This is a genomic window from Sorangium sp. So ce128, from assembly GCF_051525245.1.
Classification (GTDB): Bacteria; Myxococcota_A; Polyangia; order Polyangiales; family Polyangiaceae; genus Sorangium; species Sorangium cellulosum_B.
Genome location: NZ_CP150313.1, coordinates 7120578 through 7141271, shown reverse-complemented (window position 1 = coordinate 7141271; position 20694 = coordinate 7120578). Strand labels below are relative to the sequence as shown.

Sequence of the window (20694 nt, the reverse complement as noted above, 5' to 3'; positions counted from 1 at the left end):
GTGCGCGCGATCGGGGGGGCCGCGGCGCTGCTCGTCGCGGCCGCCGGCTCCGCCGGGTGCGTGGAGCTCGGCGAGATCTCCCCGGGCGTGTGCGGCAACGGCGTCATCGAGCCGTCGCGCAACGAGGACTGCGACTGCTTCGAGGCGCGCGAGCCCTGCGAGGTGAAGACGCAGGATGCGCAGGGCGCGACCTCGACGACCTGGTGCAACCCGCGCGGAAGCGAGAACGAGTGCCGCTTCGTGTGCAACGACGTGGACCTCATGTGCCCGAGCGGGTGGGGCTGCGGGGTCGACGGCGTGTGCCGCGTCTCCACGGGCAATTTCAAGCCGCTCGGCGCCGCGCTGCCGCTCGGCGCGCAGCGGCTGATCACGGGTGATCTCGACGGCGACGGCCGCGGCGACCTCGTGGGCGTCGGCTCGACGAGCCTCGAGGCGCTCTATTTCGATGCGAACAGCACGGTGGGGACCCAGGTGTCGATCCCCTCGGCAGGGGACACGCCCGCGCTCGCGCGCCTCACCGACGACGAGACGACGGACATCGCGCTCAGCGTGGGGCCTGGCGTGGCGATCCTGAGCGGCGAGCCGGGCCGCACGTTCGCGCCGGTCCCCGTGCTCGCGTCGGTGTTTCGCCTGGGCTCGCTGCTCGGCGCGGCGTCCGAGACGACGACCCTCCGCGGCGCGCGGCTCCTGCCCGTCGGCAGCACGCGCGAGGACGGACAGACGTGGGTCGCCCTGGTCGTCGGGACCGACACGCGTGGGGCGGCGCCGGAGGATGTCATCGCCGTCGTGCAGGGGGCGGAGAGCGGCCGGCTGTCGTTCATCGATCGGCAGCGCGGGCTGCGCGACGTCGCCGGTCCGCTCGCGAGCGCGGAGCTCGGCGGCGGCCCGCTCCACGAGGTGGTCGTCGCCCTCGCGGACGACTCGGCCGTGCACATCTACTCGCCGGACGACGGCGCGCACACCGCGGTGGAGCTCCCGGCGGGCGCGCGGATCGCGGGCGCGGCGTTCCTCCGGGACGTGAGCGGCGACGGCGTCCTCGATCTGCTCGTGGGCGCCACGTGCGCGCAGCCTGACCCCCGCTTGCCCGCGGACGCGCCTTGCTACGAGCTCGACGTCGCGGAGGGCGCAGGCGGCGGCGCGTTCGGCGGCATGGCGCCGTACGGCGATCTCTCGTACCCGGCGGGCGACATGAGCTCCGGGCGCTTGCCCGGCTTCGGGGCCCCCGTCGCGATCGGCGATCTCAACGGCGACGGGGTGATCGACATCGTGGACCCCGACGCCGTGAGGCTCGGAAAGCCCCGGCCGTCTCCTCCCTACCAGGTCGAGTTCGACCGGCTCGCGCCGGCGAACGGCCGGCGCTGGACCAGCGCGGTGATCGCAGACCTGACCGGCAACGGCGCGCCCGACGTCGTCGTCGGCTCCGCCGACGCGACGGATCTGACGTTCTTCAACGGCGTCCCCGGCGCGCAGGCCTCCGATTTCAAGCTCAACGAGCTCAAGATCCCGACGCTGGGCAACGTCTCGAGCTTCGTCGTGGGCGACTTCGACGGCGATCTCCTGCCGGACCTCTCGTTCTCCGAGAGCGCCGGGAGCTCGCTGTCGAGCGCGGAGCACCCGATGCTGGCCGTCTGCTTCGGCCGGTACATGAAGGCGCCGGAGCCGCCGGTGCGGCTCGGCGCCTTCGAGGGGCTCCTCGACATCGCGGCGGTGCGGCTCCCCGAGCCGGACGACGCGGTGGACGACATCAGCGTGCTCTTCTCGCACGGCGGCGACGTCGCGTTCAGCCTCATCGAGGGCAGCAGCTCGAGGTCGCTGCTGCCGCCGTTGCCGCTCGTCCGCTCGGGCGACGTGCGGCAGGCAGGCGAGCTGCGCGCCGTGAGGAGCATCGCCGGCCGCTTCGGGGGCGATCGGGCGGAGGTCGCCTCGCTGACGATCGCTCCTCCGAGCCCTGGCTCCTCCCGGGGCTCGGCCGAGCTCTGGCTCTTGCCGGCGGTCGACTCGGGCGCCATTGCCATGGTCGACGAGGCCAAGCACCGCGTCTCGCTCCCCGCGGAGCTCGTTCCCTCCCGGGAGCCCGCGTGGGCGCTGGATGGGGTCGCCGTCGATCTCGACGGCGATGGAACCGATGAGCTCGTCCTCTCGCTGCCGATCGAGGTCGCGGCGGAGGACGCGGCAGCGGAGCCGGGGACGCCGGCCCTGGCCGGCGCGGTCACCCTCGCGCGCCGCGGCGCGAGCGGCGCCTTCGAGGCGCCGGAGGCGGCCTTCTCGCCCGCGCCTCACACGCTGTACGGGGGGCTCCGCGCCGGCGACATGGACGGCGACGGCCACGCGGACGTCGTGGGCGTCGCGTACGAGCTGGCGCCAGGGACGCGAACGATCACGGCGAGCCGGCTCGCCGTCTTCTGGAACACGGGCGAGGGTGCGCTCGACGCGCCGATCGAGCTCGAGGTACCCGACCCCAGCCTCGAGGACCTGGCGAGCGAGGTCACCAGCGCCGACTTCGCCCGCGTCGACGACGGGATGGGAAGGTCGCTCGTCGTGCTCACGCGCAGCGCGGCCTACGCGCTCGACGTGTGCGGCGACGGCGCGGCGGGCTGCCATGATCTCGGCCAGCACCAGCTCCGCAAGCTGGACGGCATCCCCGGCGGCTCCGCGATCGCGACGTGCGACGTCCTCGGCGATGGGGTCGACGATCTCGCGGTGCTCAGCGACGGCGCGCTCCGCGTCCACGAAGGAGTCCCGAACCGCCGATGAAGACCTCGCTGTGCGTCGTGCTCATGGCCTTCGCGGCGACCGCGCTCGCGCCGAGCGCGGCCTCGGCGGAGGAGGACATCGAGCAGGCGAAGGCGCTCTACAACGCCGGCGCCCAGGCCTACGCCGCGACACGGTACCGCGATGCAGTGCAGTCGTTCGAGGCGGCGTACAGGAAGGCGCCGCGCCCTGCCCTCCTGTTCTCGCTGGCCCAGGCCTACCGGCGCCTGTACGTGGTCGAGCAGAGCCCCGAGGCGCTGCGGGCCGCCGTCGCGAACTACCGGCGCTATCTGGAGCAGGTCCCGCAGGGCGGGCGCCGCGCGGACGCGACCGAGGCCCTGAGCGAGCTCGGGGTGATCGCCGCGCGCCTCGAGGCGAGCGCTCCGTCGTCGCCCGCCGCGCCCGAGGCGGCGCCGCCCGACGTCAGGCCGCGGACCCGCATCAACGTCACCTCGCCGACAGCGGGGGCTCGCGTATCCATCGACGGCGGCGCGCTGGCCGACGTGCCGCTGATGGCCGAGGTGCAGCCGGGCAAGCACCGGATCAAGATCACGGCCGACGGCCACATCGACGAGCTGCGCGAGGTGGTCGCGATCGAGGGGGACATCCTCGGGATCGACCGGGAGCTGCGCGAGCGGCCGGCGCTCCTCCAGGTGAAGGCCCCCGTCGGCGCGCAGGTCACGCTGGACGGGCGCTTCGTCGGCACGACGCCGCTGCCGCTCCTCCAGGTCGCCCCGGGCAAGCGGTTCTTCGTCGCCACGAAGAACGGCCACGGGCCGTTCTCTCGCGAGCTGTCGCTTCGCCGCGGCGAGCGCCTCGTCATCGAGGTGGGCCTCACGAGCTCCTTCCAGCGGAAGATGTCCTATGGCCTCGTCGCGGTGGGGATCCTGTCCGCCGGCGTCGGCGTGCTGACGCTGGCCTCGGGCCTCGAGGAAGAGGACCAGGCGCGCGAGATCGCCGAGAAGCGCGCGGAGCAGGGGATCTCGGAAAAGGAGCTGGGCGACTACCGGGTTCACCTCGACACGCGCGACGAGCTCGCGAACGCGACCGTCGGCCTGTTCGGCACGGCCGCGGCGTTCGCCCTCGGCGGCTTCGTTTTCTACGCGTTCGACACGCCGAACCCGCCGCCGCTGCCCGCGCGCACGGACCCCGCGCCCGCGCGCACGGGCGGCCCGTTGCTCGAGCTCTCGGCCGCGCCGATCCTCGGGCCTGGGCTCGGCGGGGCGGGGCTCGTCGGCCGGTTCTGGTGAAAGCACCGCAGAGCCTCGGGCCGCCGAGGGCGGCCATCGCGAGCTAGCGGCGGTATCTGGGAGGAGGTCGACCCGAGCGACGCGCCGTGCGGCGCCGGGGTTGCGGGCCCGCGGGGGAGGCGTCGAACGACGCCTTCGCCCCGCGCGCCCGCCTTCGCTCGATCAGTTGGGGAACCCGTCGAACTGGCAGGTCAGGCTGCAGCCGTCGCCGCCCGTGCGGTTGCCGTCGTCGCACGCCTCGTAGACGCTCTGCACCTTGCCGTCGCCGCAGTACGGGCCGTAGACGCAGCCCGGCGCGCACTTGCCGTAGCCGCCGGTGTTGTTGCCGTCGCCGTCGTCGCACTGCTCCGGGCCGTTGCGGATGCCGTCGCCGCAGCGCGGGCCGAGCTGGCAGCGCGGGCCGCACTGGCCGTAGCCGCCGTCGTTCTTGCCGTCGTCGCACTGCTCGCCGGGCTGGACCACGCCGTCGCCGCACTGCCCGCCGACGCGGCAGTTGTTGCTGCAGCCCGCGGCCTCGTTCGGGGGATCGCACTGCTCGCCCCACTCCTCGTCGACGCGGCGGTCACCGCACTTCGCCGCCGGGCTGCAGTCGGGCATGCAGCTCCCGTAGAAGCCGTCGTTCACGCCGTCGTCGCAGGTCTCGGCGCCGTTGACGCGGCCGTCGCCGCAGTACGGCCCGTACTGGCAGAGGACATCGCACCCGTTGTATTCGCCGCTGTTCTCGCCCTCGCCGAGATCGCAGTCCTCCTCCGCGGGCTGGACGATGCCGTCACCGCAGCGCGGCCCGAAGATGCACGAGGGCCCGCACTTGCCGTACTCGCCGTCGTTGATCCCGTCGTCGCACTCCTCGCCGAACTGCGGCTGGATCACCCCGTCGCCGCAGTGCGCGCCGAGCCGGCAGCTCACGCAGTTCGGGTCGGTCGCGCTGTCGCACTCCTCGCCCCAGTCCGCGTCGACGCGGTTGTCGCCGCACCTCGGCGCCGGCGTGCAAGCCGGCGCGCAGGTGCCGTAGGTGCCGTCGTTCACGCCGTCGTCGCACGCCTCGGCGCCGTTCCTGATGCCGTCGCCGCAGTACGGCCCGTAGTCGCAGGTCGCGGTGCACCCGCCGTACCCGCCGGTGTTCTGCCCGCTGCCGAGATCGCAGTCCTCCTCGGTGGGCTGGACGATGCCGTCGCCGCAGCGCGGCCCGTAGAGGCACGCGGGGCCGCACTGGCCGTACCCGCCGTCGTTGACGCCGTCGTCGCACTCCTCGCCGAGGGCCGGCTGCGTGATCCCGTTGCCGCACTGCGCGGGGAGCCGGCAGCTCACGCAGTTCGGGTCAGCCGCGTTGTCGCACTCCTCGCCCCACTCGGTGTCGACGCGGTTGTCACCGCACCTCGGCGCCGGCGTGCAGCTCGGGTTGCAGGTGCCGTACGCGCCGTCGTTCACGCCGTCGTCGCACCCCTCGGCGCCGTTCCTGATGCCGTCGCCGCAGTACGGACCGTAGTTGCAGGAGGCGGTGCACCCGCCGTACCCGCCGGTGTTCTGCGCGCTGCCGAGGTCGCAGCGCTCCTCCTCGGGCTGGACGATGCCGTCGCCGCAGCGCGGCCCGTAGAGGCACGCGAGGCCGCACTGGCCGTAGCCGCCGTCGTTGACGCCGTCATCGCACTCCTCGCCGAGGGCCGGCTGCGTGATCCCGTTGCCGCACTGCGGGGGGAGCTGGCAGTTCAGGCAGTTCGGGTCGGCCGCGTTGTCGCACTCCTCGCCCCAATCGGCGTCGACGCGGTTGTCGCCGCACCTCGGGGCCGCCGTGCAGTTCGCGTTGCAGGTGCCGTAAGCGCCGTCGTTCACGCCGTCGTCGCACCCCTCGGCGCCGTTCCTGATGCCGTCGCCGCAGTACGGACCGTAGTTGCAGGTCGCGGTGCACCCGCCGTACCCGCCGGTGTTCTGCCCGCTGCCGAGGTCGCAGCGCTCTTCCTCGGGCTGGACGATGCCGTCGCCGCAGCGCGGCCCGTAGAGGCACGAGAGCCCGCACTGGCCGTACCCGCCGTCGTTGACGCCGTCGTCGCACTCCTCGCCGAGGTCCCGCTGCGTGGCCCCGTCGCCGCAGTGCTCGCCGCGCTGGCAGCTCACGCAGTTCGCGTCGGTCGTGCTGTCGCACTCCTCGCCCCAGTCGGCGTCGACGCGGTTGTCGCCGCACATCGCCGCCGGCGTGCAGTTCGGGTTGCAGGTGCCGTAGAAGCCGTCGTTGACGCCGTCATCGCACCCCTCGGCGCCGTTCCTCCTGCCGTCGCCGCAGAACGGCCCGATCTGGCACTCGCGCGTGCAGCCGCCGTAGCCGTTCGCCGTGTTGCCGGAGCCGAGATCGCACGCCTCGTACGGCGCGTTGACCGCGCCGTCGCCGCACCGGGGCGGGGCCACGCACCCCGGCGCGCAGGCGTTCGAGGCGTTGGCGTACGTGCTGTTGTTGACCCCGTTGTCGCAGGTCTCCATGCCGTTCCTCTGGCCGTCGCCGCAGTACGGACCGAGCTGGCAGTTGTTGCACTGGCCGTAGCCCGTCCCGTTCTCGCTGCCGTCGTCGCACTCCTCGCCCGGCGTCACGACCGGCGGGTCGACCCCGCACTGCGGCGTGCACACCGACGTGCCGGCGCTGAAGCCCGACAGCGTGAGCTGGTAGTTCGACCCGGTGACGTGGCGCTCGGCCTGGAACACCGCGATCTCGTAGACCTTGCCCGGCTCGAGGTTCAGGTCGACCTCGTACGTGGTGCCCCGGTTCGTGCAGCCGGCAGCGGTGCCGCACGGGGTCACGCGTGCGTCGCCATTATCGAGGATGGTCACGCTCTCCTGGAGCTGCCCGTGGATGCCGCCGATGTCCGCGGTCAGCGTGTTCTTGATGAACACCCAGACGTCGTCGTCACCGAAGAAGGTGAGCACCGGGTCGGCCGCGGCGCCGTTTGGCGTGAACTGGAACCAGTACCGGACCTCGCTCGTGAAGTAGAAGTTGTGCCCGTCGTTCTGCGCCCGCTCCAGCCCGGCGGAGACCAGGTTGTTGAGCACGGGATCGCCGCCCGGCGGGGTGCGGTCCACCGGCCAGAACGGGTTCCGCTGGTACACGTACCTGCCGGCGTTTGGGAGCAGCTCGATGGTGGTGACGAGCGTCCTGTTGTACGTCGGGTTGTCCCGGTACCACCACTGGAAGTTGGATTGCCCCGTGGTCCAGCCGGTGTTCGCGGTCGGCAGGAAGGGGCCGGCGCCGTACGCATTCACGGGCTTGCCCGCGCTGTCGAGCGTCGTCTGGACGGTGTAGTCGGTCTGCCCGTTGCCCGTGATCTCGAAATCGAAGTGCCCGATGAGGCCGTCCGTCAGGTTGGCGTCGCATTGGGTGTTGTTCGAGCTGCTGGTGTTGCCCTCCGGATACCAGCCGATGAAGTCGCGGATGACCATCGGCAGCCGCATCTCGCTGGGCTGAACGGCGCAGGTGTAGCCCGGCTCGATCGTGCACGTCGCGGAGCATCCGTCGCCGCTCACGGTGTTGCCGTCGTCGCACGCCTCGGTGGCGTCGCCGGGCAGGAGCATGCCGTCGCCGCACTTCGAGATGCACGCGCCGCCGCTGCAGTCCGGCTCGCCCTTGCAGTCCGGCGTGCAGCCGTCGCGCCAGTTGCCGTTGCCGTCGTCGCAGGGCTCGGCGCCCTCGCGGATGGCGTTGCCGCAGACGGAGAAGCCCGTGCAGTCCTGGGGCTCTCCGTTGTCGCAGACGCTTCCCGGCTCGATCCGGCAGGTCTCGTCGCAGCCGTCGTCCGAGAAGGGATTGCCGTCGTCGCACTGCTCGGCGCCGTTCTTGAACCCGTCTCCGCAGACGGTCTTGCAGGGGAACCCGACGCGCGAGCAATCCCACCCGTCCTCGATCGTCTGGCAGTCGGCGCTGCAGCCGTCGCCGCTCGCCGGGGGCTGCTTCCCGTCGTCGCACACCTCGGTGCCGCCGATCTTGCCGTCGCCGCACACGGGCGGCGGCGGCGGGGTGCAGCGCCCGCCGCCCGGCGGGCACGTCCAGCCGACCTCGATCTTGCACTGAGCGGTGCAGCCGTCGCCGCCGACAGGGTTTTCCCCGCCGCCGTCGTCGCACTGCTCGCCGAGCTGCACCGCGCCGTCGCCGCAATAGGTCCTCACGGTGCAGGGCTGGCCGGGCTTGCAGATCCAGCCCTCCTCGAGCCGGCAATCCGCCGTGCAGCCGTCGCCCGACGCGGAGTCGCCGTCGTCGCACTCCTCGCCGTTGTTCACCCGCCCATCGCCGCACTGGTAGACGAGGACGCAGGCCCTGCCCGGCTCGGGGCACACGTACGCCGGGTCCACCGTCTTGCAATCCGCGCTGCAGCCGTCGCCGCCCGCGGTGTTGCCGTCGTCGCAGATCTCGCCGGGGTTCACGGCGCCATCGCCGCACCGGAACAGGAGCACGCAGGGCTGGCCCGGGGTCGGGCAGCTGTAGAAGGACTCCTGCCGGCACAGGCTCGAGCAGCCGTCGCCGCCCGCGGTGTTGCCGTCATCGCACTGCTCGCCGGTCTCCTTGAGGCCGTTGCCGCAGGCCGGCAGCCGCGTGCACGGCTGGCCCGGCCGGCTGCACTGATACCCCGGCTCGCGCATGCAGTCCGCGCTGCAGCCGTCGCCGGACGCAGGCGGGGAGTCGCCGTCCTCGCACTGCTCGCCGTCGTTCACGCGGCCGTCGCCGCACCAGTAGTTGATGGTGCAGGGCTGACCCGGCGTGGTGCACGTGTAGATCGGGTCCACCCCGCTGCAGTCGGCGCTGCAGCCGTCGCCGCCCACGGCGTTGCCGTCGTCGCAGACCTCGCCCGGGCTGAGCACGCCGTCGCCGCACCGGATCAAGAACTCGCAGGGCTGGCCCGGGGTCGGGCAGCTGTAGAAGGACTCCTGCCGGCACAGGCTCGAGCAGCCGTCGCCGCCCGCGGTGTTGCCGTCATCGCACTGCTCGCCGGTCTCCTTGAGGCCGTTGCCGCAGGCCGGCGGCCGGGTGCACGGCTGGCCGGGGCGGCTGCACTGATACCCCTCCTCGCGCATGCAGCTCGCGCTGCAGCCGTCGCCGCTCCGGGTGTTCCCGTCCTCGCACTGCTCGCCCTCGTTCACGCGGCCGTCACCGCACCAGTAGAGGCGGGTGCAGGGCTGACCCGGCCTGGGGCATGTGTAGATCGGGTCCACCGCGCTGCAGTCGGCGCTGCAGCCGTCGCCGCCCACCGTATTGCCGTCGTCGCAGACCTCGCCCGGGTTGATCGCGCCGTCGCCGCACCAGTAGAGGAGGGTGCAGGGCCGCCCCGGCGTCGGGCAGGTGTAGAAGGACTCCTGCCGGCACAGGCTCGAGCAGCCGTCGCCGCTCGCGGTGTTGCCGTCGTCGCACTGCTCGCCGCTCTCCAGGGCGCCGTTGCCGCAGACCGGCAGGAGCTCGCACGGCTGCCCGGGCCGCGAGCACACGAAGCCGGGCTCGCGCATGCAGGTCGCGCTGCAGCCGTCGCCGGAGGCGGGCGGGTCGTCGCCGTCCTCGCACTGCTCGCCGTTGTTCACGCGCCCGTCGCCGCAGCGATAGAGGAGGATGCAGGGCTTCCCCGGCTCGGAGCACGCGTAAAGCGGGTCCAGCGTCTTGCAGTCGGCGCTGCAGCCGTCGCCGCCCTGGGCGTTGCCGTCGTCGCAGAGCTCGCCCGGATCCACCGCGCCGTCGCCGCACCGGATCAGGAGCTCGCAGGGCTGTCCCGGCGTCGTGCAGACGTAGAAGGACTCCTGTCGGCAGAGGCTCGAACAGCCGTCGCCGCTCGCGGCGTTGCCGTCGTCGCAGAGCTCGCCGGCCTCCTTGACCCCGTTGCCGCAGACCGGCAGGCGCTCGCACGGCTGCCCGGGCTTCGGGCACACGAAGCCCGCCTCCCGCTTGCAGTCCGCGGCGCAGCCGTCACCGGACGTCTCGTTGCGGTCGTCGCACTCCTCGGAGCCGTTCACGCGGCCATCGCCGCAGTCGTAGAGCAGCGTGCACGCCTCGCCCGGCCTCGGACAGACGTACGAGGGATCGACGAAGATGCAGTCTGCGCTGCAGCCGTCGCCGTCTGCGGTGTTGCCGTCGTCGCAGAACTCGCCCGGATCGACCACGCCATCGCCGCAGGCGATGGTCAGCACGCACGGCTCGCCGGGCGTCGGACATGCACAGTAAGGCTCGATCTCGCACAGACCGGAACAGCAATCGCCGGGCAGGCTGTTGCCGTCGTCGCACGCCTCGCTGGCCTGGTTGATCTCGCCGTCGCCGCAGGCGGGCTCCTGGGGCAAGAGGCACTCGGGGGGCGGGTCGTCGACGGCGCAGGGATCGGGCCCGCCGCCGCTTCCGCCGCCGCCGGAGGCGACGCCCGAGCCGAAGTCACTGCCACCGCCGCCGTCGCCGGAGCCGCTGGAGGTCACGCTCCCCGCGCCGCCTACGCCAGGATCGCCCGTGGTGGAGGGCGCGCCCCCTCCACAGGCGGCGACTATGTGCAGCAATCCCACGGCCAAAGCCAGATAAGACGTTCTCAACCTCACGACACACCTCGACGAACACGAGCGGCTGCGCTCGGGCAGGACCAGGACGAACACGAGCGGCTGCGCTCGGGCAGAAAGGCCGACGACCCGTCTCCAGGGTAGCCCGGCCGCCCTTCGCACCCCTAGACGAAAATCACTTCATCCTGCGCCACTCGGCCACACCCGCAGGAGCGCCCGTTCGCAGCGGAGTCTGCGGAGCACCGTTGACGAATGACGCGCGTTGCGCGACGCAGCGACGGATGGACACGGTGCTTCATTTCAGCTGCTGGTGCACAGGCGCGCGAGCCAGGCTGGCAGCCCGGTTCGGTCTTGACAATCGCGCTGTGACGGGAGCGCGGAGATGGTTTGTGTCCCAAGAAGGCGCGGAGATCTCCGCGCCCCGCGGATCCCGGCTGCTGCGCGCTATCCGCCGGCTCGCCTGAGCACGCCGCCGAGGCCCATCCACTCGATGTACGCCCGCTGCACGTCCTCGGTCCTGCGGTTGATCTCCTCCGCGGCGCCGTTGCCCAGCGGGTCGAGCACGGTGCGCAGCGGCCGCTCCCCGGCCGGCAGCTCCGTGAGCTTCAGGATCGCGTCCGCGACCTGCTGCGGGTCTGGCGGACCCTGGCGCTTCATCGTCTCGATCACCGGCTTCCACAGCTCCGCGGCGAGCGCGAACAGGGCGCCATACTCCGCCGCTCGGGCCTCGTCGGCCTGCATCGCGTTGGTCATCACGCCGGTCGTCGGGAACGCGCCCGGCTCCACGATGGCGACGTCGATCCCGAGCGGCGCGAGCTCGTAACTTGTGCACTCGGCCATCGCCTCCAGCGCGAACTTGCTCGCGCTGTAATGGCCGAAGAGCGGCGTCGCGACCCGCCCGACGGCGCTGCTCACGTGGACGAGGAGGCCGCTCTTCTGCCGCCGCATCGCGGGCAGCACGGCGCGGTTGACGCGCACGGCGCCGAGGTAGTTCACCTGGAACGTCGCCTCGGCCTGCGCCACGGTGAACGCCTCGATCGGCCCCTGCGACAGGACGCCCGCGTTGTTGATCGCGACGTCGACGCCGCCCGCCTCGTCGAGCACGCGCGCCACGCCCGCGTCGACCGAGGCGTCGCTCGTCACGTCGAGCTCGATCACGCGGAGCGCGAGCCCCTCGCGCGCGGCGAGCTCCGCGAGCTCGGACGCCGGCCCCGCGTTCTTCGACGTGATCGCGCGCATCCCGGCGAAGACGCGGTGTCCCGCGCGGGCGAGGGTGACGGCGGTCGCGCGGCCGAAGCCGCTGCTGGATCCTGTGATGAGGGAACGGAGCTCTCGGGTCATTCTCTCGCTCGCTTTCGAAAGGGGGAGCAAGGAGCGTATCGCGCTGGATCCCCCCGGTGGAACCGGCGAACGGTGATCGTCGGAATGGCCGCGCGCCAAGATAGTTCCATTGGTCCTGGAGCGGCCGACTCGGCGGATGGCCGGGCGGCGCGATCCACCCACGGATTGCCCGCCTTGACCCCTTTGGGTTGAACCGTATAGTCAGCCAGACGGTCGGGCTGCCCACAAATGGTGTCTGCCGGACCGTCGAGCACACGACCGCCGCCCTGCGCGGGTCGTGGACGTGTGCGCCGTGGTTGCATCGTCCACCATCACATCATCGGAGGTTCGAATGGAACACCTGATTCGGAAGATCGCCCAGGATCGTCTCTGGAAGCAGTGGATCGCGGCCAACACGTCCGGTGGGCCGACCCTCGACGCCGGCTGCATCTCGCGGAAGGAAGGCTGTATCTCGAAGAAGGCCGGCTGCATCTCGCGGAAGGCGGGCTGCATCTCGAAGAAGGCCGGCTGCATCTCGCGGAAGGAAGGCTGTATCTCGAAGAAGGCCGGCTGCATCAGCTGACGGAGCCGCCGGGGCCGCGAGCGAGGCGGCGGGACCATGTTCATCTTGCCGTGGTCTTCTGCCTCGCTCGCGCGCGCCCGGACCGATGGGGGCTGCGCTTCTCGATGGCTGTTCAACCTTTTTCCTGGAGTCGACCGATGGACGCCCACGGACCGACGCTCGCGGCGATGATCGATCAGGTCAGGGACATCCCTATCTACCGACAGTCGATCGAGAGGGGCTCTTTCCCGATCCTGGACAAGCCGGAGATCGCAAGAGGCTTTCCGGACAACTGGATGACCCCGAGGCTCGCCGAGGCGCTGAAGGTCGGCGAGGCGGAGCTCGTGCTCTCGACCGGGACCAACCACGCGCGGATGCAGATCATCCGCCCGCCTTTCTTCCTTCTGAAGTCGTACTACCGCCTGTGGAGCGAGCACCCCGACATCGCGGTCACCTGGCATGAGGGCTGCCAGCGCGTCTCGATCACCACGGTGCTGGCGACCGAGCACGTGGCGCGGCTCGCCGCGAGGCGGCGCGGCGCCGAGGCGCCGGCGCTCCCCAGCCTCGAGGAGCGCCGGCTCGACGAGCGGACGCTCTATATCAACCTGCGGCTCGACCCGGCGCTCTGGGATCGCGGCGATGTCGAGCGCATGCTCGACGAGATGAGCGCCGTCCGAGAGGCGCATCCGCGACGTCTTTACCACCTCGACTGCGATGGCTACCACCTCGCTCACCTGGTGAAGAAGGCCATGGACATCGGAGCGTGGGAGCGCTTTCCGAGGCCGGCGAGCATCGTTCACGCCTACGAGCTCACGCCGAGGAACGTGCGGCGGTTCCTGGCGGAGCACGTCGAGTGCCCGATCGTCGACCTGTTCGGCAGCACCGAGCTCGGATATCTGTATTACAGCGATCGTCACGGCCGCTACTGGCCTTACCTCGACCAGATGCACCTGGAGCTGATCCCTGTCGAGGAGGGCAGCGCGATCTACAGCCTCATCGTCTCGAGCGTGCGCAACCCCTGCATGCCGCTCATCCGCTATCGCTCGGGCGACTGCGCCGAGACGGTCGACGGCTCCCCCGATCCGCTCCGGATCCGCCGGTTCTGCGGGCGCGAGCGGGAGCTCCTCTGGGCCCAGGAGAGGGGACCGATCTCGCAGGCCGATCTCGATGACTGGATCGCCGTCTCCGCGCCGTCCGTCTTCGTCTATCAGCTCCACGCGGAGGGACGGCGGCGGGGCCGATTGCTCTATACCACCTTCGACGGCGCGCCCGTCGGCCCGGCCGCGGCGCGCGCGCTGCGAGAGCGGATCTGGGAGGGCGCCGGCCTCGACTGCGTCGTCGAGCACCGCGCCCAACTCGCGATCGGCAAGTCCGGGAAGTACGCATGGCTGGTGCAGGGCGGCGAGGCCGCGGAGCGAGGTGGCTCGTGACGACGGAACGACCCAGGGTGACGGCCGCCGCGCTGAAGGCGCGGCTCGACGGCGCGTTCTTCGCCGGCGTGGTGCGCCATTTCGTGCGGACCACCGGCGAGGAGCCCGCTTATGTCGAGCGTCAGGTGCTCGAATGCCTGCGGTACCTCTACCTGATATCGCGCTATCCGGAGCCGCTGGCCGGGCTGTTCCTGCCGGTGGAGCAGGCGATCGACGAGGTCTGGCATTACCTGATCTTGCAGACGCGGGAGTACCGCGAGCTCTGCGAGGAGCGCCTCCCGGGGCGCTTCTTCATCCATCACCGCAGCCTGCCCTACGAGGACTATCAGGAGGGGCAGGTCAGCCGGGAGCAGGCGATCGAGGAGGCGCTGCGCTGGCTGCCGCTCTACCGCGACGAGTTCGGCCCCTTCGACGAGGGCGCGCTGCCTCACTGGACGATGGTGCGCTTCCTCCACGAGCGCCTGGGCCTCTCCCTCGAGGCGATCGCAGCGCTCGACGCGGGGAACGGGGCCGCCCTGCCTTCCGTGGAGCGCGTCCGTTGAGCCGTCAGGCCGTTGTCGCTGCGCCCGCGCCCGCCGCGTCCGTCAACACGCTGGTCCTGCTGCTTTGCCAGGTCCTGGGGATCGCTTCCGTGGTGTCGGTCCAGTTCGTCGGCAGCGTGGTGGGTGAGCGGCTCGCGCGGGACATGCGGCTCGCGACGCTCCCGGTGGCCGTGCTCGTGCTGTCCTCGGCCCTGGGCACCTGGCCGGCCAGCCAGCTGATGCGCCGCTTCGGGCGCAAGCCCTGCTTCATCGCCGCGGCGCTCCTGTCCGCCGGCTGCCTCGCGCTCGCGGCGCGCGCGGTGGACCGCTCCGATCTCCCGCTGTTCTGCGCGGCGGTCTCCGGCGTCGGCCTGCACGGCGCCTTCGTGCAGCAGTACCGCTTCGCGATCCTCGAAGGGCAGGAGAGCCATCGGGCGCCGCGCCTCTTGACCATGATCCAGCTCGCCAGCGCGCTCGGCATCGTCCCTGGCATCTCGCTCTTCGGCCTGCTGGAAGGACGGACGTCCAGCGAGCTGCCCTCTGCCCTGCTCGTCCTTTCGGCGCTCCAGGTCGTCGCGGCGCTCGCGTTCGCGTCGTACCGGCCGCAGGAAGCGCGGGTCGCGGAGGCCTCCGCCGCGCCCGACGCGGGGGCTCGCGCGCTGTACTGGCCCATGGTGGCGATGGGCGCCGGCGCATTCCTCGTGATGAGCCTGATCATGGTGCCGACGCCGCTCCAGATGTGCGGCGTCGAGCAGAGATCGATCCGGCAGGCGGGCTGGGTGATCGAGGTGCACCTCCTGAGCATGTACCTGCCTTCGCTCTCGGTCGGCGCCCTCCTGAAGCGGATGTCGATCGCGGCGCTCCAGGGGCTCGGGCTGCTTTTCCTGCTGGCGGGGTTCGTGATCAGCCTGGCTCCAGGGCTCGAAGGGCACCTGGTCGGGCTCTCGCTGGTCGGGGTCGGGTGGTGTTATGTGTTCGTGACCGCGACGACCCTGGTCGCGCGCAGCCGGTCCGGCCCCGAGCGTTTCCGGGCGCAGGGCGTCAATGATCTGTGCGTGTTCGCCGCCAGCGGCGCGGCGTCGCTCGCGTCCGGTGCGCTCCTGTCGGCGCTGGGGTGGGGCGGCCTCGTGCACCTCGGGGTGGTGCTGGTCCTGAGCTTGATGGCGCTCGCCCTTCGCGTCCACCGCGCCCCACGCCCGGCGCCGGCGCAGGGCGGCGCGCGTCTCTGAAGCGTTCGCGCGGGGCCTCGAGCGGCCTCCCGCGCACCCATGTCCGGAGAGGGAGGCGAACATCATGTCTGACGTGCAGTCGAATCGTTCAGGAGACAGCCCCGCGCCTCTGGGCCGCGTCGACGCCGTCGTCGTCGGCGCCGGGTTCGCGGGTCTGTACATGCTCTACCGCCTGCGCCGGCTCGGCCTCTCGGTCCGCGTCTACGAGGCGGGCGACGGGGTGGGCGGCACCTGGTACTGGAACCGCTACCCCGGCGCGCGCTGCGACATTGCGAGCATGGACTACTCCTATTCGTTCTCTCCCGAGCTCCAGCAGGAATGGACGTGGACCGAGCGATACGCCACGCAGCCGGAGATCCTGCGTTATCTCGAGCACGTCGCGGACAGGTTCGAGCTCCGCGCGCACATCCGGCTCCGGACGCGGGTGACCGCGGCCGCCTTCGACGAGGCGACGGAGCGGTGGGTGATCCGGACCGACGACGGCGCCGGCGTGTCCGCCGGGTTCTTGATCATGGCGACAGGCTGCCTGTCCGCCGCGAAGGTGCCCGACATCGAGGGGCTCGAGGCATTCCGGGGCGAGCGATACCACACAAGCCACTGGCCGCACGGCGGCGTCGACTTCACCGGCAAGCGCGTCGGCGTCATCGGCACGGGCTCGTCCGGCGTCCAGGTCATCCCCGCCATTGCCGAGCAGGCGGCGCGCCTCTTCGTCTTCCAGCGGACCCCGTGCTTCAGCGTGCCAGCGCGCAACGCGCCCCTGGAGGCGGCCTACGCATCGTGGATGAAGGCGAACTACGCGGAGCACCGGCAGAGGGCTCGCGAGACGCGCGCCGGGGTCATCATGGACGTCGACCCGCGGTCCGCGCTGGAGGTGCCGCCCGAGGAGCGGGAGCGCGCGTATCAGGCTCGCTGGGAGCAGGGCGGCACCGGCTTCCTCGCCACGTTCTCGGACGTGATGCGGTCCCGGGAAGCCAACGAGACCGCCGCCGAGTTCGTCCGATCCCGGATCCGCGCGACGGTCCGCGACCCTGCCGTCGCCGAGGCGCTGTCGCCGAGGGGGTATCCGCTCGGCACCCGGCGGCTCTGCGTCGACACCGGCTATTACGAGACCTTCAACCGGGAGAACGTCACGCTGGTCGACGTCAAGGCGTCGCCCATCGAGGAGATCACGAAGACGGGGCTCCGGACGCGGAGCGCGGAGTACGCGCTCGACAGCCTCGTGCTCGCCACGGGCTTCGATGCCATGACGGGCGCATTGACCAGGATCGAGCTGCGCGGGAGGGGCGGCGAGCCGCTCAAGGCGAGGTGGGCCGACGGCCCGCGCACGTACCTCGGCGTCGCCATCGCCGGTTTCCCGAACCTGTTCACGATCACCGGGCCTGGGAGCCCGTCCGTGTTCAGCAATGCGATCGTCTCCATCGAGCAGCACGTGGAATGGATCGCGGACTGCATCGCGTACCTGCGAGAGCGAGGCTTCGCGTGCATCGAGGCCACCGCCGAGGCGGAGGAGGGGTGGGTCGCGCACGCCAACGAGGTGGCCGGCGGCACGCTGTATCCGCTGGCCAGCTCCTGGTACGTCGGGGCGAACATCCCTGGCAAGCCGCGCGTCCTCATGCCCTATGCCGGGGGCGTCGGCGCCTACAGAAAGCGGTGCGAGGCGGTCGCGGCTCGGGGATACGAGGGGTTTTCCCTGTCGAGGGCAGGGTAGCTGCGTCCAACCGGGGTGGCCCTCGTGATGGGCGCGATCGGCGCGGAGGCCGAGCACGGCGGTCCCCGCTCGCCCAGAGCCCCCTCGGCGCGGCTCGCTGGCTCGAAGGAAGACGCGCGAGGGGGGCCATCTGCAGCGCGCGGCCGTCGGCTGCCCATCGCCTGCCAACTGTGGTAGCTGACCGCGGTGAACGCCATACACGAACCGTCGTACCTGGTACCGGAGGCCGTCGTCGCCTTCGACGAGGGAGCGCGGCAGGCGGTCTACGACGTCATTGCCCTGCGGCGGGACGTGCGGCATTTCGAGCCGGGGCGCGCGCTCGACCGGGATGTCCTGCGGCGAATCCTCGAGGCCGCCCACCTGGCGCCCAGCGTGGGATTCTCCCAGCCCTGGGGCTTCGTCGTGGTGCGTGACGAGGCGCAGCGCGCGCGGATCCGCGAGAGCTTCCTTCGCTGCCGTCAGGAGGAGGCTGCCCGTTTTCCGGAGGGCCGACGCGAGCAGTACCTCTCCTATCGCCTCGAGGGGATCCTCGAGGCGTCGCTCAACGTGTGCGTCGCGGTCGACCTGAGGCCGCGCGGGGAGGCGATCCTGGGCACCATCGTCCAGCCGGAGGCGGTGCGCGCGAGCGCGTGCTGCGCGGTGCAGAACCTCTGGCTCGCCGCGCGCGCCGAGGGCGTCGGCGTCGGCTGGGTCAGCATCGTGGAGCCCGCCGTCCTCCGCGCCGAGCTGCGCCTCCCGCCGGGCGTGGAGCCGATTGCGTATCTCTGCCTGGGCCACCCCGTCGCGTTCCGGCGGCGACCGATGCTGGAAGAGAGCGGCTGGCGAGAGCGGCGCGCGGTCGATGAGGTCGTCCACGAACATGGCATCTGGCAAGACCGCGACGACGCCAGCACGTCCGCGGCGGGCTGCGCGAGCGAGCCGCCGCGCTCATGGCTCCGCACGACGGCGATCTCACCGCTCGACGCCGCCGCCATGGAGGCCACCCGTGCGCACCAGGCCACGCTCGGCCTGCCGGCGGGCAGCCTGGGGCGGCTCGGGCAGCTCGCGGCGTGGTGGGCCGGCGTGCGTGGCGAGCTGCCGCTCCCGCTGCCCGCGCCGGGGCTGGCCGTGTTCTGCGCGGACCACGGCGTCGTCGCCGAGGGCGTGAGCGCTCACCCCTCGCCGGCGACGGCGGCGAGGCTCGCGAACGTGATGGCCGGGGGCGCGGCGGTCTCGGCGCTGGCGGCGCGCCACGGCGTGCGGCTCGTCGCGGTCGACGTCGGCCTGGCGGGCGATCTCTCGGCGCTGCCGTGCGCGCCTGTCGTCCCGCTGGCGCCGCGGGTGGTGCGGCGTGGCACCGGCAACCTGCGGCGCGAGCCGGCGATGACGCGCGGCGAGGCGGCATGCGCGATGGAGGCGGGCGCCGAGACCGCCCGCGCGCTCGCCGCGGAGGGCGTCACGCTCGCGGGCGCCGGCGACATCGGCGTCGGCAACACGACCGCGGCGACAGCCGTCCTGTGCGCCCTCACGGGCGCGCAGCCGGCGAGCCTCGCGGCACAGGGCGCCGGCCTCGATGCGGAGGGCGTCGCGCGCAAGGCCGGCGTCGTCGCCGACGCGCTCGCGCTTCACGTGCCCGATCCCACGGACCCCCTCGATGTGCTGGCGAAGGTCGGTGGGCTGGAGATCGCCGCGATGGCCGGCTTCGCGCTGGAGGCCGCGCGGCTGCGCATGGGCGTCGTCGTCGACGGGCTGACGGCGTGCACCGCGGCCCTCTGCGCCGTCAGGATGGCCCCAGCGCTCCGGCCATGGCTCCTCGCCGCGCACCGCTCGGCCGAGCCGGCGGCGGCCCTCGCGCTCACCGAGCTCGGTCTCGATCCGCTCTTCGACCTGGGCCTATGGGCGGGCGAGGGGATCGGCGCCGTGCTCGGGCTGCACCTCGTCGGCACCTGCGTCTCGACGCTGAGCGGGCTCGACCCTCGTTGCGAGCTCGCGCGCGGCTCCGGCGCTCACGGGGTCGTGGCTTCGGGTTCCGTCTCCGGCGCCGGCTCCTTGTAGAACGCCACGTCGTCGATCCACACGCTGAATGCACGGCTCGCCGAGAAGCGAAACTGGATGGCCCAGATCTTCGTCAGGTCGACCGCCTCGAACTGCTGGCCCCAGCTGGACTGCGCGAGGGAGGAGAAGGGCACCTTGAACTGAGTCCAGCAATTCTTCAGCGTGACGACCCTGGTGAAGTGATCGTCGCACCCGCCCCCTTCGGTGGTGCAGATGCCGCCCTTGCTCCAGGTCTGCACGTCGGCGACGTCAACGGTCACCTTCGTCGAGGCGGCTCCATCCGCATAGGCAAAGAAGGTGATGCCGCTGAACGCGGAGGCGTCGTAGAGGCCCTGATTGGACGCCGAAGCGCTGTTCAACTGGAAGCCGAACAGGGCACCCCACTTCTCAAACAGGTCGTCGCCCACGACGTGCACTGCCAATGTGCTGTCGCCGCGCGGCGGCTCGAGGATGCTCATCGTGAACGGCTCGCCCACTCCGGGCGTTTGCGTCCCCTCGCCATCGTTCGCCACGTACCAGGCCCCTTGCCGGGGGTTCATGTCATCCACCACTTTGATGATGGTGTCGTTGTCATCTTCCATGTCGTCGATCATCGACAGTTCCAGGGTGGGGTCGCCCATCGGCGGCTCCGGGCATCCTGCCCCCTCTCCGCCGCCTCCCGCGTTCCCGCCGGCGCCGCCTTCGCCGCCAGCGCCGCCGCCTCCCGCGTTCGTGCCGCTGGTGCTGCTGGTCGTGCTGCCCTCGCCGCCAGCGCCGCCGCCTCCCGCGTTCCCGCCTTCGCCGCCTTCGCCGCCAGCGCCACCGCCTCCGGTGTTGCCGTGCGCGACCTCGTACAACTTATCGAAGCCGAAGATCTGGGCACATCCAACCCCGAGCACCGCAATGAGGCACCCGCTGGTCCACCGCGCAAAAGCCAGCTTGCTGTTCATGGTCATGGAAGGGATCTCCGAGAAGCTTCAGCCAATCACGATAGGACGCTGCGTGCCGGAATGGAAGCGCGTCGGTCGCGACGCGAGCCGCCGCGGCGCGGGCTCGAGACAACGGTTGGCGGCCCCTCGCCGGCCAGCGCTGCTCAGCCTGTCGAATCAAGGCAGCTCGACTGCGCGTGCGCGGAGCGACCGTTCCCTACATGACATGATATGTCGGCGTGAGGAAGCCTCCGCCATCGCCTGTTGGCGACTCGGCAGCTCTGGCGAGCTCCGTGGCGACAGCCCTGTGGCGTCGACCGTGTCACGGCGCTGCGGGAGCGCCCTTCCCCGACCGCGCATTGGCGAGGTGGCGCTCGACGAGGGCGACGAGCTCGGCGTGATCGAACGGCTTCGAGAGGCAATCCGCGGCTCCGCGATTCACGGCGTCGACGGCCGCCTTCACGGTGGCGTGGCTCGTCATGA

12 protein-coding genes are annotated in these 20694 nt (G+C 71.7%); 8 read left to right on the top strand and 4 right to left on the bottom strand.

Translation table 11 applies throughout. The features are described from left to right. Together WME82_RS27060 and WME82_RS27055 are read left to right on the top strand one after the other, a co-directional pair. Entirely contained in the window at positions 1-2754 is a 2754-nt protein-coding gene (locus WME82_RS27060) for an FG-GAP repeat domain-containing protein (RefSeq protein WP_438037658.1), read from the top strand. Continuing rightward, a complete protein-coding gene (locus tag WME82_RS27055) occupies positions 2751-4001 on the top strand; it encodes a PEGA domain-containing protein (RefSeq protein ID WP_438037657.1) in 1251 nt (416 codons plus the stop codon). Before WME82_RS27060 ends, WME82_RS27055 begins: the two co-directional genes overlap by 4 nt. A gap of 162 nt (positions 4002-4163) precedes the next feature. Here WME82_RS27055 and WME82_RS27050 read toward each other — a convergent pair whose 3' ends face one another. Continuing rightward, complete coding sequence (locus WME82_RS27050; protein ID WP_438037656.1) at positions 4164-10541, bottom strand: DUF4215 domain-containing protein; 6378 nt, start codon at positions 10539-10541, stop codon at positions 4164-4166. A gap of 402 nt (positions 10542-10943) precedes the next feature. Further along, a complete protein-coding gene (locus WME82_RS27045; protein ID WP_438037655.1) occupies positions 10944-11840 on the bottom strand; it encodes an SDR family oxidoreductase in 897 nt (298 codons plus the stop codon). Between the two features lie 331 nt (positions 11841-12171). Between WME82_RS27045 and WME82_RS27040 the strand changes: the two genes are divergently transcribed. The 6 genes from WME82_RS27040 to cobT all read left to right on the top strand — a co-directional run bounded on the left by WME82_RS27040 (position 12172) and on the right by cobT (position 19303). Next, positions 12172-12402 (top strand): hypothetical protein, encoded by a 231-nt coding sequence (locus WME82_RS27040; protein WP_438037654.1) that lies wholly within the window; start codon positions 12172-12174, stop codon positions 12400-12402. Positions 12403-12539: 137 nt separating this feature from the next. Further along, positions 12540-13811, top strand: a complete 1272-nt coding sequence (locus WME82_RS27035) for a hypothetical protein (protein ID WP_437739370.1) — start codon at positions 12540-12542, stop codon at positions 13809-13811. Further along, positions 13808-14353 carry a glycine-rich domain-containing protein gene (locus tag WME82_RS27030; RefSeq protein ID WP_437849917.1) on the top strand — a complete coding sequence of 182 codons (546 nt, stop codon included), beginning with the start codon at positions 13808-13810 and terminating at the stop codon, positions 14351-14353. Before WME82_RS27035 ends, WME82_RS27030 begins: the two co-directional genes overlap by 4 nt. Next, a complete protein-coding gene (locus WME82_RS27025; protein WP_438037653.1) occupies positions 14350-15561 on the top strand; it encodes an MFS transporter in 1212 nt (403 codons plus the stop codon). Before WME82_RS27030 ends, WME82_RS27025 begins: the two co-directional genes overlap by 4 nt. Before the next feature lie 64 nt (positions 15562-15625). Then, complete coding sequence (locus tag WME82_RS27020) at positions 15626-17269, top strand: flavin-containing monooxygenase (protein ID WP_438037652.1); 1644 nt, start codon at positions 15626-15628, stop codon at positions 17267-17269. Positions 17270-17455: 186 nt separating this feature from the next. Then, positions 17456-19303, top strand: coding sequence for a nicotinate-nucleotide--dimethylbenzimidazole phosphoribosyltransferase (gene cobT, locus WME82_RS27015; protein WP_438037651.1), 1848 nt, complete (start codon positions 17456-17458; stop codon positions 19301-19303). On the opposite strand, the gene WME82_RS27010 is transcribed toward cobT, so the two are convergent. Together WME82_RS27010 and WME82_RS27005 are read right to left on the bottom strand one after the other, a co-directional pair. Then, the gene (locus tag WME82_RS27010) at positions 19255-20238 is read right to left on the bottom strand and encodes a hypothetical protein (RefSeq protein ID WP_438037650.1); all 984 of its coding nucleotides are present in this window, start codon (positions 20236-20238) and stop codon (positions 19255-19257) included. The genes cobT and WME82_RS27010 overlap by 49 nt on opposite strands. A 295-nt stretch (positions 20239-20533) precedes the next feature. Next, positions 20534-20692, bottom strand: coding sequence for a hypothetical protein (locus WME82_RS27005; protein WP_438037649.1), 159 nt, complete (start codon positions 20690-20692; stop codon positions 20534-20536). Between the last annotated feature and the right edge of the window lie 2 nt (positions 20693-20694).